At 39.7% G+C, this 14220-nt stretch carries 15 protein-coding genes; all 15 read left to right on the forward strand.

Annotation, left to right across the window (positions count from 1 at the left end; translation table 11 throughout):
* The first annotated feature begins 2 nt into the window (after positions 1–2).
* The 15 genes from CLV96_RS01185 (at position 3) to gshAB (ending at position 14200) form a co-directional block, all read left to right on the forward strand.
* On the forward strand, positions 3–1130 hold the full coding sequence (locus tag CLV96_RS01185) for a PP2C family protein-serine/threonine phosphatase (protein ID WP_004783932.1): 1128 nt from the start codon (positions 3–5) through the stop codon (positions 1128–1130).
* Complete coding sequence (locus tag CLV96_RS01190) at positions 1127–1984, forward strand: phosphoribosylaminoimidazolesuccinocarboxamide synthase (RefSeq protein ID WP_004783899.1); 858 nt, start codon at positions 1127–1129, stop codon at positions 1982–1984. Before CLV96_RS01185 ends, CLV96_RS01190 begins: the two co-directional genes overlap by 4 nt.
* Entirely contained in the window at positions 1966–2214 is a 249-nt protein-coding gene (gene purS, locus CLV96_RS01195; RefSeq protein WP_004783768.1) for a phosphoribosylformylglycinamidine synthase subunit PurS, read from the forward strand. Before CLV96_RS01190 ends, purS begins: the two co-directional genes overlap by 19 nt.
* Positions 2211–2858: a phosphoribosylformylglycinamidine synthase subunit PurQ gene (gene purQ / locus CLV96_RS01200; protein WP_004783589.1), complete on the forward strand. Its 648-nt coding sequence runs from the start codon at positions 2211–2213 to the stop codon at positions 2856–2858. The genes purS and purQ overlap by 4 nt, the downstream gene beginning before the upstream one ends.
* A gap of 54 nt (positions 2859–2912) precedes the next feature.
* Positions 2913–4196: a sugar phosphate nucleotidyltransferase gene (locus tag CLV96_RS01205; protein WP_020777677.1), complete on the forward strand. Its 1284-nt coding sequence runs from the start codon at positions 2913–2915 to the stop codon at positions 4194–4196.
* Positions 4197–4311: 115 nt separating this feature from the next.
* Complete coding sequence (locus CLV96_RS01210; protein ID WP_100720553.1) at positions 4312–5550, forward strand: EAL domain-containing protein; 1239 nt, start codon at positions 4312–4314, stop codon at positions 5548–5550.
* 94 nt (positions 5551–5644) lie between these two features.
* The gene (sufC, locus tag CLV96_RS01215; RefSeq protein ID WP_004783640.1) at positions 5645–6397 is read left to right on the forward strand and encodes a Fe-S cluster assembly ATPase SufC; all 753 of its coding nucleotides are present in this window, start codon (positions 5645–5647) and stop codon (positions 6395–6397) included.
* A complete protein-coding gene (locus tag CLV96_RS01220) occupies positions 6394–7557 on the forward strand; it encodes a SufD family Fe-S cluster assembly protein (protein WP_004783800.1) in 1164 nt (387 codons plus the stop codon). Before sufC ends, CLV96_RS01220 begins: the two co-directional genes overlap by 4 nt.
* A complete protein-coding gene (locus tag CLV96_RS01225; protein ID WP_004784015.1) occupies positions 7557–7871 on the forward strand; it encodes a Rieske (2Fe-2S) protein in 315 nt (104 codons plus the stop codon). Before CLV96_RS01220 ends, CLV96_RS01225 begins: the two co-directional genes overlap by 1 nt.
* On the forward strand, positions 7868–9112 hold the full coding sequence (locus CLV96_RS01230; protein WP_004783771.1) for a cysteine desulfurase: 1245 nt from the start codon (positions 7868–7870) through the stop codon (positions 9110–9112). The genes CLV96_RS01225 and CLV96_RS01230 overlap by 4 nt, the downstream gene beginning before the upstream one ends.
* Positions 9096–9518, forward strand: a complete 423-nt coding sequence (locus CLV96_RS01235) for an iron-sulfur cluster assembly scaffold protein (RefSeq protein WP_004783977.1) — start codon at positions 9096–9098, stop codon at positions 9516–9518. Before CLV96_RS01230 ends, CLV96_RS01235 begins: the two co-directional genes overlap by 17 nt.
* Complete coding sequence (locus CLV96_RS01240) at positions 9515–9838, forward strand: metal-sulfur cluster assembly factor (protein WP_004783529.1); 324 nt, start codon at positions 9515–9517, stop codon at positions 9836–9838. The genes CLV96_RS01235 and CLV96_RS01240 overlap by 4 nt, the downstream gene beginning before the upstream one ends.
* On the forward strand, positions 9835–11595 hold the full coding sequence (gene ggt / locus CLV96_RS01245; RefSeq protein WP_004783687.1) for a gamma-glutamyltransferase: 1761 nt from the start codon (positions 9835–9837) through the stop codon (positions 11593–11595). The genes CLV96_RS01240 and ggt overlap by 4 nt, the downstream gene beginning before the upstream one ends.
* A gap of 3 nt (positions 11596–11598) precedes the next feature.
* Entirely contained in the window at positions 11599–13191 is a 1593-nt protein-coding gene (gene gshA, locus CLV96_RS01250; protein ID WP_004783604.1) for a glutamate--cysteine ligase, read from the forward strand.
* 1 nt (position 13192) lies between these two features.
* Complete coding sequence (gene gshAB / locus CLV96_RS01255; RefSeq protein ID WP_004784009.1) at positions 13193–14200, forward strand: bifunctional glutamate--cysteine ligase GshA/glutathione synthetase GshB; 1008 nt, start codon at positions 13193–13195, stop codon at positions 14198–14200.
* Positions 14201–14220 lie beyond the last annotated feature (20 nt).

Here is a 14220-nt window from a genome sequence, read left to right on the forward strand (position 1 = left end):
ATATGCCAAAAGAAGAGTCCACTCATACCATACTCATTGTAGATGATGTTCCAGAAAACGTGGAACTTTTGAAATACCTTTTGCAACAAGAGGGATTTAAAACATACACTGCCTTTTCTGCAGAAGAGGCACGTTTGGTATTATTAAACACGGCGATCGATACACTCTTATTAGATGTGAATATGCCAGTCCAAGATGGATTTTCCTTTTGTCGAGAACTTCGAACGATGGATCAGTTCAAACTCCTTCCAATCCTTTTTATCACATCGATAGAAAGAGAAGTTGGGTTTCAAGAAGCCATGAAAAATGGTGGTGATGATTTTATTAATAAACCTTTTAACAAAAGGGAACTTGTAGCAAAAATTCATTCTGTGATTCGTTTGAAGGACTTACAGGACGAGTTATACAGGCAAAAAAGTAAATACGAAAAAGAATTACAAACGGCAAGACGAGTCCAAGACCAATTGATCCCGGAAAAAAGTTTTATCTGGAACGGAATCAAAGCTCAAACTTTATTCCATCCTTACTTACAAATTGGTGGAGACTTTGTTGATTCATGGATCGAAGAAAAAAAACTGCATATTGTCATTGCTGATTGTTCTGGGCATGGACCGAGTGCGGCCCTCATTGGTGCCATGTTCAAAATGCAATTATTTAACTTAGTCTCCACAATGGATCTTAGAGAACGAGTGGCACATCTAAGAAAAAATATGGAATTAGTTTTGCCGGAAGATTATGCAATTACTTTTTGTTATGCGATTCTTGATCAGGATCTAAAACTTTCTTATATCAACGGAGGCCATCCTGCTCCTATTGTTTATATGGATGGTGAAACTAGTTTTTTGAAAGGAATGAGTCCCATGATTATGGGGATTAATTTTGCTGCCAATGATGAAGTACAATCCGTACAATTAAAAACAGGATCTATGTTTTTTATGTATACCGATGGGGCAAGTGAAGCAATGAACCCAAAGTCTGAATACATTACAGAAGAAGGAATGAAGGAAATTTTTCATAAGTCAGTCTTGTCGGGTACCGATATTTTGCAGTCGGTCCAAACTAAAATATTAGAATTTTGTGGTGCTTCCACTCCGAGTGATGATATGGCAATGGTGTGTATACAGTTATGATTCCGACTCCTAGTTATAAGGGAAAAGTAAGAGATGTGTATGATTTAGGAGATTCACTTCTTCTTGTCGCAACAGATCGAATTTCTGCATTTGATGTTGTTTTCGAAGAACCTGTTCCTGACAAAGGAAAAATTCTCACAAGAATTTCGACTGCTTGGTTTCGTCAGTTCCCAGAAATTCCAAATCATTTGATTACTGACGAAGTTTCTAAGTTTCCCCCTCCCTTTCAAAATGAGGAGTCTTTGAGAGATCGCTCCGTCCTTGTCAAAAAAGCAAAACGAATTGATTTTGAATGTGTAGTTCGTGGGTATTTGACAGGTTCTGCTTGGAAGGAATACAAAACAGAAGGAACCATTGCCCATGTTCGGTATCCCCAAGGTCTTTTGGAATCGCACCGGTTTGAATCTCCTATTTTTACTCCGGCTAGGAAAAACGATTCTGGTCATGATGAAAATGTAAGTGAATCTACCATGGAAAAAGAGGTGGGTCAGGAACTATTTTCAAAACTAAAAACCCTTTCTCTTCATCTTTATCATGCTGCTCATAAACAAATGGCAAACCAAGGGATTCTTCTTTGTGATACAAAATTTGAATTTGGCCTGATTGATGGGAATCCCATTTTAATTGATGAAATCCTAACACCGGATTCCTCACGGTATTGGGATGCCTCAACCTATGCTCTAGGCAAAACCCCGGCAAGTTTTGATAAACAAATCCTACGAAATTGGCTTGAAACCACCGATTGGGACAAAAATCCTCCTGCACCCGCTTTGCCCGAATCCTTGATCCTAGAACTACGTAAAAAATACTTGGAATTGGAAGATAAAATCACTCTATGTTTGTCGCAAAAATAAATGTTACCCTCAAAGAATCGGTCCTTGACCCCCAAGGCCAAACCGTTCTCCGCACCCTTCACGACCAAGGGAAAAGTTCCATCTCTGACTTAAGAGTTGGAAAATACATCGAAATGAAAATCGATGCCAAGTCACAGGCTGAGGCAGAAACACTCGCTAAAGAAATTTGTGAATCAGTTTTAGTAAACCAAGTCATTGAAACATACCGGTTGGTTGTGGAGAAAGTATGAAGGTTCGGGTGGTTACCTTTCCTGGTTCCAATTGTGATAAAGATGTGGGATCAGTTCTGGAATCGGAATTCGGTGCTCGTGTAGAATACACTTGGTACAAAGAATTGTTTTCTGATAAACCGGACTTAGTCGTACTTCCCGGTGGGTTCTCTTTTGGAGATTATTTACGATGCGGGGCTATGGCGAAGTTTTCGAATGCTATGGAATCGGTTGTGAAATACGCAAACCAAGGGGGAAAGGTATTAGGAGTTTGTAATGGATTCCAAATCCTCACTGAATCCGGACTCCTTCCAGGAGCTTTACTTCATAATAGAACTTTAAAGTACATTTGTAAGGATGTGGACCTCGTTCCCGTTTCAGAAAATCAGATCGCAAAAGAAATCAAAGGGACACTTTCTATTCCCATTGCTCACGGGGAAGGTGCTTACTTTGCCGATGCAGATACTTTAGAACGATTAGAAAAAAATGGACAGGTGGTCTTTCGTTATAAAGAAAATCCGAACGGTTCTTTACATGATATCGCAGGGATTTGTAATGAAGCTGGAAACGTTCTAGGAATGATGCCCCATCCAGAAAGAGCCGTAAATCCATATACGGGAAAGATGGATGGAAAACAAATTTTAGAGGCTCTTTTAAAAAAATAGAAATCTTTTTAACCTTTTCTTGCTTTTTCGTCCAATGGAATTACAAGGGAAGGTATGCGATTTCAAGAAGACTCTATTGATTGTGTAGACTTCATTCTTAAAAAAGATGAAGTATTGACCATCATCTTAGGTGGGGGAAAAGGAACTCGTTTATTACCTCTAACAGAAAAAAGATCCAAACCTGCTGTCAGTTTTGGTGGAAAATACCGCCTCATCGACATTCCGATTTCTAATTCACTTAACAGTGGTTTTGAAAAGATATTTATCCTTACCCAATTTAATTCCTATTCCCTCAATCGACATATCAATCGTACCTATGCAACAAACAATATCCATCAAAAGAGTTTTGTAGAAATCATTGCCGCAGAACAAACTGTTTCCAGTGCCAATTGGTTTGAAGGAACAGCGGATGCTGTAAGAAAAGTCCTTCCCTATATCAGAGAACAAAAACCGAAATACGTCCTCATTCTTTCCGGTGACCAACTTTATAATATGGACTTATCAGATTTTATGCAAAGCCATTTGATGGATCCAGAAACAGAAATTTCTGTGGCTACCAACGCAATCCCTGAAGACCAAATTTATGGATTAGGAATTGTAAAATCGGGAGTGGGTGGGTTCATTCAGGAATTCATCGAAAAACCCCAAGATGTAACTCAGGTAGAATCCTGTCGTACAAAACATGGTAACTTCCTTGCCAATATGGGAATTTATATTTTTAACACATCAACTCTGATTGATGTGTTAGAAGACCGGAATATGGCCGACTTTGGAAAGGAGATTTTACCAAAGGCCATCCGCGAAAGAAAAGTAAAGGCATATACTTACGACGGTTATTGGGAAGACATCGGAACAATCAAAGCTTTTTACGAAGCCAACTTGATGTTAACCGATCATATACCTAAGTTCAATTTATATCTTGAAAAAACTCCGATTTATACGAGGGCTAGAGCACTCCCTCCTTCTAAAATCATTCAGGCAGTGGTCAACCAAGCTCTCATTTCAGAAGGAACCATTTTGAACCAATGTGAGGTGCATCGTTCCATCATTGGAGTTCGCCAACTCATTGCCTCGGGAACCAAGATTTATGACTCAATCATTATGGGTCTTGACCATTACGGATACTTTGATCGGAAGTCAGGGAAGATCCCCATTGGGATTGGACCTAACTGTGAAATACGCCGGACAATTGTCGACAAAGACTGCGCCATTGGAGCCAACGTGCGTCTGTTAAACGAACAAAATCTCCAAGAATATGAAGATGAATACATACGAATTCGAGAAGGAATCATCGTGGTACCTCGTCATACTGCAGTCCCAGATGGGTATTCAATCTAAGTCAAATTGACATATTTTGGGCAACTTTGCGTCATTTTTACTTAAAGTTGTCTCAAATTTAGGGATTTTGACTTGTCAGTTTTGAACTTAGTTCTAGCCTGGACGAAAGGGAACCATGTTCACAACGGAATCAACGGAAGGAAACCAGTTTTGGAACGAGACATACTTTGTCCCTCATTTCCAACCCATCGTCAATGCGATCAATCGCTCCATTTCTGCGTATGAAGTGCTGGGTCGCCAGTTCAATCCTGAGGAAAACACCTACCACTCTTTAGGTGGGCTTTTCCACAATCGGGACCAGGATCCGGTTCCTGTGTATAATATTGACCGCATCCTTAGGGAAAAGGCAGTGCAGACTTTAAAAGAGAGTTCCCTTCGGACCAAACTCTTTTTCAATATGATGCCAAATTTTCTTTCTAGAGTCCATCATACTGATCTTTTTGCCGAAAACTTCCATATCATCCAACTGATTGAAAAATACGGAATTGATCGCAACCAAGTGGTGATCGAAATCACCGAGGATGAGTTTGACGGTTCGATCGATCGCCTCATCCAAATTGTCCAAATTTTCCGAGATTATGGTTTAAAAATTGCGATTGATGATTTGGGAACAGGATTTTCCAATTTGGAACGAATTGGATACTTACACCCTGACATTATGAAAGTCGACATCCGCATTATGCGAGAGAGTCTGAATAAAAATTCATTCAAACAGGTCCTTGGCGCTATTTCAGAAATGTCACAAAAATTGGGAAGCCAGCTTCTTTTTGAAGGAATAGAAACCGAAGAAGAGGTGAATCTTGCACTTTCGATGGGGGCCAATCTATTGCAGGGTTTTTACTTTTCCACCCCCAATCCTCACTTTCTCAACCGCAATACTTTCTCTGATAAAATGAAAACAGTACTCGAAAACTTTTCCAGCGTTCGCTCGAAAGAACTAAGGGAAAAAGGAGTTCGGGAACAAAGGATCATCGACCAACTCCAAGATTTGTTTTATGAACTTTCTGATGTCAAAGAAGATGAATTCTCATACCGGTTTGGCCAAATCCTAGGTTCATTGCCAAGAGAGATCCTAAAAGTCTTTGTTTGTGATGGAGAAGGTTATCAAATCACTCCAACCTACGATTTGGATCGATTGAACGGTGGGTATTTGGAAAGATCCAGACAAATTGGAAACAATTACGCTTGGAAACCATACTTTTTAAAACACAAAGAAGAGTCGGAGCGGTTCCGTAAAAAATGGGGGGTCACTTACCCTTTGTACGATATCACAAACCAAAACCAATACGTGATTTTTACCTTTTCTCTCATGGATGGAAAGATCCTGATTGCGCAGGTGGGTTGGTCGGAATAGAATCTTGTTTTTTTTGAGTGGTGCTTTTTCCTGGTAGAAGGGATTCGTCTAAATTATAGAATCATTCTAAATACATACAAAACAGGATACCACCTTGTCCGCTATTCTCGAAATTAAATCTCTGCACGCTAGTGTAGGGGACAAAACGATCCTCCGGGGAGTCAATCTCACCATCGGACCCGGAGAGGTTCATGCCATTATGGGACCCAATGGGTCAGGAAAGAGTACCCTTTCCAATGTCATTCTTGGCCATCCAAAATATACGATCACATCGGGGGACATTCTCTTTCGGGGAGAATCCATTTTAAACAAAACAACAGATGAGAGGGCAAGGCTTGGACTATTTTTGTCCTTCCAGTACCCAACTTCGCTTCCTGGTGTTACCATTGGAAATTTTTTAAAGTCCATTCTCAAAGCACACCGGGGCAAAGAAGTTCCCGTGAAAGAATTCAAACAAGAGTTAAAACAATCAATGGATCTTTTAGAAGTCCCACAGTCATTTATCGGTCGTTATGTGAATGATGGTTTTTCTGGGGGAGAAAAAAAACGAGCTGAAATATTACAAATGAGTTTGTTAAAACCAGTTTTATCCATTTTGGATGAAACTGATTCTGGTTTGGACATTGATGCATTGCGAATAGTTTCGGAAGGAATCAATTCGAACAGAAATCCAGAACGTTCGATTTTACTCATCACTCACTACCAAAGGATGTTGAATTATATTGTTCCTGATTTTGTACATGTGTTTGCTGATGGACGAATTTTGGAAACAGGTGGCAAAGATCTTTCCTTAAAACTAGAGGAAGTTGGTTACGATTGGATTTTGGAGAGAGAAGGGGTCAAATGAATTCCTCGCTCATAAAAAATCGATTGGTTTTAACAAAAGAACAAAATCAAAAATTTCATACTTCCTTACTGGAAATTTGGAACCAATTAGAACTTCCGAAAGATTCCGAGGAAAAATGGAGAAAATTCCCTATTGGTTCAGTCGATTGGAATGAATTACAATTTGATCCAAAGGAAATTTCCACAGATTCTTCTGAATCTGAAGAAAATACAGCGGAACAGGCATTATCCGAAGAAATCATTGATTCCATTTTTTCAGATATTTTAAAATACACACCAAAAGATTATTTTGCCTTTCTTTGTTTGGTTGTGGCACCTAAATACGAGGTCATTCTTCTTGAAGAAGGAGAATCTGATTTTGATTTTGAAGAAGAAGGTGATCAACCCAAACATTCTGTGCGGATTTTTTATCTCAGAAAAGGCAAAACAACCAAAACACAAATCCATATCAAAAACCATCATGATTCGGAAAACCTACATCTGACTTCGGCTTTGGATTTTTATATTGCAGAAGATTCTTCTTATTTGGAAATTTTGGACCGTGAGTCGAGCGATCCGGATTTATACAGGTTTCGTAATGTTTGTATTCTTGGCAGAAATGATTCCCATGTAAAATACCATTATTATCCGATGGGAGGATTTCGTTCTAAATTGTTTTTGCATGCTCACTTACTGGGTAAAGGTGCAGAGGTAACTGTGGATGGTGTGTCTGCTCTTGGTGGTCGAAACTTAAAAGATTTAGATATGGAAATGTTCCATCATGCTGACCATACCACTAGCAAAATCAGTTATAAAGCCATTGTGACTGATAAATCCCACCATATATTTACTGGAAATTTAATCATTCCACCAAACTTAAAGAAGGTGACTGCCCACCAAGAATCGTTTAACCTATCATTAAATAAAAAAGCAAGAGCGGAGGCCAATCCTAAATTGGAAGTTCTTGCGGAAGATGTTTCTTGTACACACGGGGCTACTGTGGGTGACATAGACGAAGAACAGTATTTTTATCTTTTGTCCCGTGGACTTACACCGGAAGAATCTAAGTCTTTGCTCGTCACCGCCTTTTATGGTGAAACCATTCATTCCATTGGTTTTTCGGAAGAAGTAAAGTTGTCATTAGAATCTGAGATCAAAGAGATTCTTGTAGGAGGCAAATGATGGCCTTTAAAAAATTAGTCTCTGTTTCCGAAGTTGGCGAAGGCAGTTTGGTGGTTGTCAAAACACGTCATTTTAATGTTGTCGTGACGAAAGTTGAAGGGGACTTCTTTGCGTTTGAAGATTCTTGTACGCATGATGGAGAGGAAATCTCTTGTGGAAAATTAGAAGGTTGTGTCATTACTTGCCCTAGGCATTTTGCAAAGTTTGATGTCCGAACGGGAAAGGTTTTAGCACTTCCTGCAACAGAACCGCTTCTGATGTTTCCTGTTCGAGTGAATGGGACAGACTTGGAAGTAGACTTGGAGGCGGTATGAGTTTAGATCCTTACCAAATCAGAAAGGACTTTCCTATTTTATCTCGCACATTGCCAAATGGTAAACCTCTTGTTTACTTAGACAACGGTGCCTCTTCGCAAAAGCCGCAGTCGGTGATTGATGCAACAAGTCATTATTATACAAATGACAATGCCAATATCCACAGGGGGGTATATTATTTATCCCAACATGCAACAGAACTCTTTGAACGTACAAGGATCAAAACCTCTCATTTTTTTCAAGCACAGTGTGCAAAAGCAATCATCTTCACTCGGGGAACAACAGATGCCATCAACTTAGTGGCACAAACTTGGGGCCGAACCAATATCAGTGAAGGTGATGAGATCGTTTTATCCGTCCAGGAACACCATTCCAATCTGGTTCCTTGGCAAATGTTAGCCTTAGAGAAAAAGGCATTTTTAAAATTCATTCCCATCCAGGAAGATACCACTTACGATTTGTCCAACTTAAATGAAATCATCACCAAAAGGACTAAACTTGTTGCTATCAGCCAAATGTCCAATGTAACAGGTACGATTCATGACCTAACAAGGATTATCAATCGTGTAAGACAAGTGGGTGCAAAAGTTTTGGTCGATGGGGCACAGGCTGCCTGCCATATGCCCATTCATTTGGTGGATATGGATGTCGACTTTTATGCATTTTCCGCACATAAGATGCTTGGGCCAACGGGAGTGGGTGTTCTATTCGGCAAAGAGGAAATTTTGGAAGCCATGCCTCCTTGGCTTGGTGGTGGGGACATGATTGAGTCTGTGGAACTCGAAGTTTCTACTTATGCGGCACTTCCTGCCAAATTAGAAGCTGGTACTCCTAACATCGCTGGTGTGATTGGATTTAGCCATGCTCTGGATTATTTACAAAAAGTAGGAATGAAGAATATCAAAGATCACGAACGGATGTTAACCGAATATGCTTTGGAACGCCTCAATCGTATTGGTGGTCTTCGTATTTATGGAACAGAAGATTTAGATAAAAGGGGAGGAGTTGTATCCTTCACTATGGAAGGAATCCATCCGCATGATGTTGGATCCATTTTAGATGAAGAGGGTGTTGCCATTCGTGTGGGTCACCATTGTTGCCAACCCCTTATGAAACAATTGTCCATTCCTGGGACTTGTCGTGCTTCTTTTTATTTATACAATACAAAAGAAGACATCGATGCCCTTATACATTCGATTGAAAAAGTAAAATCAATCTTTGGTCGTGTCGCAAGAAAGTAAATTTGAAGATTTTCTAAGATGGAAATCCTTTGGGTTATGGGAAAAACCTTCGGTTCCATACAAAACACTGAAAGGATTGAATCCTCTTTGCGGTGATGAAATTTTTATTTATTACCATGAAAAAGAAGACCATGGTTTTCAGATTTTGGGACTTGGTGGTGAGTCTTGTTCGATCTGCTCAGGTGCGGCAGGTCTTCTTTTTCGAAAGAAAGACGGGCTAGACCCGAACCAATTCCAGTCTCATCTATTAGATCGGAAAAAATTTTTGGAAGGCGATGATTCTTGTTTGATTGGGGACGAAGAAGAGATATCTTTTTGGAAAGTCCTTCGTAACCATCCTGGTCGTTATCGTTGCGGTCTTCTTCCTTGGCAGACCTTAGTAAAATTCAGTGAGGGTAATTTATGATTCGAGATCCAGAAACGGAAAAAGAATGGGAAGTATTCCATAGTGTTCGTATGGTGGAAGACCCAGAAATTGGAATTTCTCTCATTGAACTGGGTTTGATTTATGATATCAAGGTAGAAGGTGAAAAAGCGGAAATCACTATGACCTACACTTCGCTTGCTTGTCCTGCCGGCCCACAGATGAAACAAGACATTGAAAACCATGCCCTCCGAGTCGATGGGATTAACGAAGCGGTTGTTCATGTCGTTTGGAATCCAAAGTGGGAACCTCGTTCTATGGCGAGTGAAGAAGCCAAAATGCAAATGGGGATCTTCGATTGAGTTTTTTTTATCGAACGCAGTTTCTATTCCTAGTTTTATTTTTATTTAACAGTTGTGAGACGTTCCCTTTCTTAAATGGTTCTTTTCCTGGAAAGGAAGAGGTGACTGTTCACATCCCCCAGATTGAAGGAGCAGCCGATAAACGAAGTCGTTATGAATTTTCAGGAAAGGAAATCATCATTTCTTCCGATCACCCTCTGGCCTCTCAAGCGGGAATGGAGGTTTGGAAGCAAGGGGGAAATGTTGTGGATGTTTTTGCAGCTTCTAGTTTTGCGATCTCAGTCCTTCGTCCTCATTCCACCGGCTTACTTGGAGGAGGATTTGCGGTCATTCATTTGCCCGAAAAAGGAAAATGGGCTTATGACTTTCGGGAACGTTCTCCGAAAAAAGGAACTTCTGCTTTTTACCTAAATCCAGATGGCTCAGTGGTTCCCGGTAAAACTTTAAAAGGGGCCTACAGTGCAGGGGTTCCTGGAACCGTACAAGGAATTTTACAAATTCAAAAACAACATGGAAAATTACCTTTAAGTGTTGTCTTGGCACCTGCGATTCGTTATACGAGAAATGGTTTTTCTGTGTATGCTGATTTGGCAAATGTCATTTCTAAAACGTGGCCAGAAATGAACCCTGCTATGAAAAAAGTTTTTGGGATCGATAACCGGGCCATTAGGGAAGGTGAACTTCTCATTCAAGAAGATTTGGCAAAAACTTTGGAACGTATTGTGGAAAATGCAGAAAAAGAGTTTATGGAAGGGGAAACCATTCAACTCATTGCAAACTATTATTCTGAATATGAAAACTTCCTCTCAATCGATGATTTCAAAAACTACCAAGTGAAGGTGACTGATCCTTTGGTTAGTTCTAGCTGGGGACATACTATCATAACCATGCCGCCACCTAGCTCTGGCGTTCATCTTGTAACGATGATGAATTTATATTCAGAAATGCAAAAACGAAAGTCCTTTCCTTCGGGAAATGTAGGCGAGATGATTCGTTTGATTGAATCAATGCGGGTTGCTTTTCGGGACAGAGCCGAACTCGGTGGAGACCCCTTGTACACAACTGTCCCAGTATCCAAACTTTTGTCATCAGCGTATGCGAAAGAGGAAGTGAATGAGATTGAAAAAAAAGTAGTCTCAGGAAGTTGGCCCGGACCAAAAGAAGAAAATAAAAAACCAGAATCTTATAATACAACTCATATATCCATTATGGATAAGGATGGAAATTCCGTTTCCTCAACCCAGTCAATCAATGGAATTTTCGGGGCAGTGCAGATGGTGCCAGGAACGGGTCTTGTTTTAAACAATACAATGGACGATTTTGCTGTTGCCCCTGGAGTTCCCAATCTTTATGGACTCGTAGGTTCCAAGGCAAATGCCATTGAACCCGGGAAAACTCCTCTTTCCAGTATGAGTCCAACCATTCTTTTGGATGGGGTTGGGAAAACCAAAATGGTGATTGGGGCTCCCGGTGGTTCCCAAATTCCAACCTCCATCTTTAATACTTTATACCGGTATCTGGTCCAAAAAGAAGGATTGTATGAAAGTGTTTCTTATCCGAGAATCCACCACCAATTCCAACCTGATCGTATTTTTCTAGATCCGGAAATAAAAGACTCCTTTCATGAAACGGAATTACCATTTTACCAAGTCCAATATATTAGGCATCGTGCAAAAGTATTTGCCATTGTGAGAGAGGGAGACCGTCTAATTGGCGTGTCAGACCCCAAAGGGGAAGGAGTCCCTTTAGGTTTTTAAACCATGAAACGAAAGTTATTAACATCGACCAAAAAAAATTCAACCCGCAGTTTATTATCAGAAGAATACAGAGCCTGTTTACTTAGCGCCAAACATGGATTAGAGAGAGAAAGTGTACGTGTGGATGGAAAATCTCAACTTTCCATGAACCCTCATCCCAAATCACTCGGATCAAGTCTTACCCATCCGCTCATTAAAACCGATTTTGCTGAAGCACAAATCGAATATGCCACCAATGTTCATAAATCCATTCCCGATGCTTTACGAGAACTCACTGAGTTACATGCCTTTACTGCTAGCCGATTGGATTCGGAATATCTTTGGCCCTTTAGTATGCCACCGGTTTTGCCATCGGAAAACAAAATTGATGTAGGAAACTATGGAACTTCCATCGAAGGTCGAAAAAAAACCATCTATCGGAATGGGCTCGGTCACCGTTATGGAAAGAAGATGCAAACCATTTCAGGAGTGCATTACAATATTTCCTTCGACACTTGTATGTTGTCGGTGGTCTCTGAAAAACGTTTCAAAAAACCTTTAACGCCAGTGACTAAATCTCAAATTTATTTTGATACCATCCGAAATTTTTACAGAATATCCCCAGCCTTATTGTATTTATTTGGTTCTTCTAGTTTAACGGATATTACGTTTACAGAAGAATCCAAACAAATCAAAAAAATAGATTCCAAAACTTTAAAATCAGATTTTGCTACAACCCTTCGACTCTCGAACATTGGATATACAAGTAAAGTGCAAGGCAAATATCCAATTTCGGTAAATTCTTTGGAAGAGTATGCTTCTGATATGTGTCAGGTAGTTTCTAAATCTTACACACCATACAAACAGTTTAACGGAAAACCAACGAATCAATTGAATGACCATATCTTACAATTGGAAAATGAATACTACTCGCTTGTCCGCCCAAAACAAGTGCCTAAGGGTGACGAACGGGTGGTCGATGCTCTTGTGGAACGTGGGGTAGAATACTTAGAAATCAGGCTTTTGGATTTGGATCCTTTTTCTGCCATAGGTGTTGAAGAAAACAGGCTCTATTTTTTACATATGGTCCTTCTCTATTGTATGCTAAATGAATCACCTAAAGCAGATTTGGTGGAGATGATCGATTGGAGAAAAAACCAAGAAGTCACTACTTGGTTCGGCAGAAAGGAAGAAACTAAAATTAAGTTTCTTGGGGAAGAGATGAGTCTACGGGATTTAACCTACCAACTCTTTGTCGAAATCCAACCGATTGCAGATCTTTTGGATGAAAATAATGCAAATGGCCCTTATAGCAAAGCATGGGAAAATTTCTGGGAGAAATGGAACGATCCAAGTGGGCTTGGGTCCACTATGTCAGAGTTTGATTTAGAAATTCATCACCTTAGTTTCCGAGAATTTGGTCTTACACTTGCAAAATTGCATAAAGAAGAACTTTTACAATACCCACTACCACCAAACGTAATTAAGTATTATGAAGATTTAAGTATACAGTCCATTTATGAACAACAAAAGATCGAAAACTTAGAGGGAAGTCATTTAAAGAAAAATCAAAAACCCATTCAAATCAAACCCTTGAAACTTTGTAGCGGGGTTTGAAGTGGCAGAAACAAAACCATTACCACCAGGGTTTGAAGATTTAGAAATTTCCACACAGATCATCATTCGGGATGCCCTAACTCGAGGAATCAAAATTGAGATGGTCGACCGTAAAGAAAATTTTCTTCGCCTCATTCAAGGCAATCATTCTGAGTTTGTCAAAGAGGCGAGTAAAACTAGACTTGATAGTTTGATGACATATCTGGTGATGGAGAATAAAATTGCCTCCAAACTAGTGTTAGAGGAAAATGGAATCCGAGTACCAATCGGTAGAAATTATTCAAATTTAGAATCTGCATTGGAAGACTATACTTTCTTTTTGGATAAAAAGAAAGTCATCAAACCTGTCACAACCAACTTTGGACTAGGGATTGGAATCTCTGTGCCCGGAGATAGTTTAGAAAAATTTACCTCCTTTGTTAAAATTGCTTTGGAACTTTCTAATTCCATCATCATTGAAGAGTTTATTGAAGGTCCGGAATATCGATTTTTGGTGTTAGGTGATGAAGTGGTGGCTATTTGTAACCGCGTTCCTGCAAATGTCATAGGAGATGGAAAAAATACGATTCATCAATTGATCCAAAAAAAGAATGAAGATCCTAGGCGTGGGGAAGGGCATAAAACTGCTCTGGAAAAAATCCAGATGTCGGAAGTCGAATCGCAAATCCTAAAAGATCAGGGCCTTGGTTTTGATTCGGTTCCGAGTCTTGGGGAACAAATTTTCCTTCGAAAAAATTCTAATATTTCTACAGGAGGGGATTCCCTCGATGTTACAGACAAAGTACATCCTGATTTTAAATCCATTGCTGTTTCTTGTGCCAAAGCGGCTGGGGCAGTGATTTGTGGGATTGATATCATTTCCTCACAGATTGAATCAAAACCAGATCCCAAAACTTATGCTATTCTTGAAATCAATTTCAACCCTGTTTTGTATATCCATGAATTCCCATTCAGCGGTAAACCAAGGTTTGTTGGTGATAAAATCCTGGATTTATTAGGATTTAAATGATTTTCTTTGGTTTTTCTAAT

Origin of the sequence: Leptospira meyeri (assembly GCF_004368965.1) — a bacterium.
GTDB classification, from domain to species: domain Bacteria; phylum Spirochaetota; class Leptospiria; order Leptospirales; family Leptospiraceae; genus Leptospira_A; species Leptospira_A meyeri.

Excerpts from the sequence above, each read along its gene's own strand:
- purS (WP_004783768.1), top strand. The coding sequence starts at position 1,966 with ATGTTTGTCGCAAAAATAAATGTTACCCTCAAAGAATCGGTCCTTGAC.
- CLV96_RS01230 (WP_004783771.1), top strand. The coding sequence starts at position 7,868 with ATGAGTTTAGATCCTTACCAAATCAGAAAGGACTTTCCTATTTTATCT.
- CLV96_RS01225 (WP_004784015.1), top strand. The coding sequence starts at position 7,557 with ATGGCCTTTAAAAAATTAGTCTCTGTTTCCGAAGTTGGCGAAGGCAGT.
- CLV96_RS01210 (WP_100720553.1), top strand. The coding sequence starts at position 4,312 with ATGTTCACAACGGAATCAACGGAAGGAAACCAGTTTTGGAACGAGACA.
- CLV96_RS01220 (WP_004783800.1), top strand. The coding sequence starts at position 6,394 with ATGAATTCCTCGCTCATAAAAAATCGATTGGTTTTAACAAAAGAACAA.
- CLV96_RS01240 (WP_004783529.1), top strand. The coding sequence starts at position 9,515 with ATGATTCGAGATCCAGAAACGGAAAAAGAATGGGAAGTATTCCATAGT.
- CLV96_RS01185 (WP_004783932.1), top strand. The coding sequence starts at position 3 with ATGCCAAAAGAAGAGTCCACTCATACCATACTCATTGTAGATGATGTT.
- CLV96_RS01205 (WP_020777677.1), top strand. The coding sequence starts at position 2,913 with ATGCGATTTCAAGAAGACTCTATTGATTGTGTAGACTTCATTCTTAAA.
- purQ (WP_004783589.1), top strand. The coding sequence starts at position 2,211 with ATGAAGGTTCGGGTGGTTACCTTTCCTGGTTCCAATTGTGATAAAGAT.
- gshA (WP_004783604.1), top strand. The coding sequence starts at position 11,599 with ATGAAACGAAAGTTATTAACATCGACCAAAAAAAATTCAACCCGCAGT.
- CLV96_RS01190 (WP_004783899.1), top strand. The coding sequence starts at position 1,127 with ATGATTCCGACTCCTAGTTATAAGGGAAAAGTAAGAGATGTGTATGAT.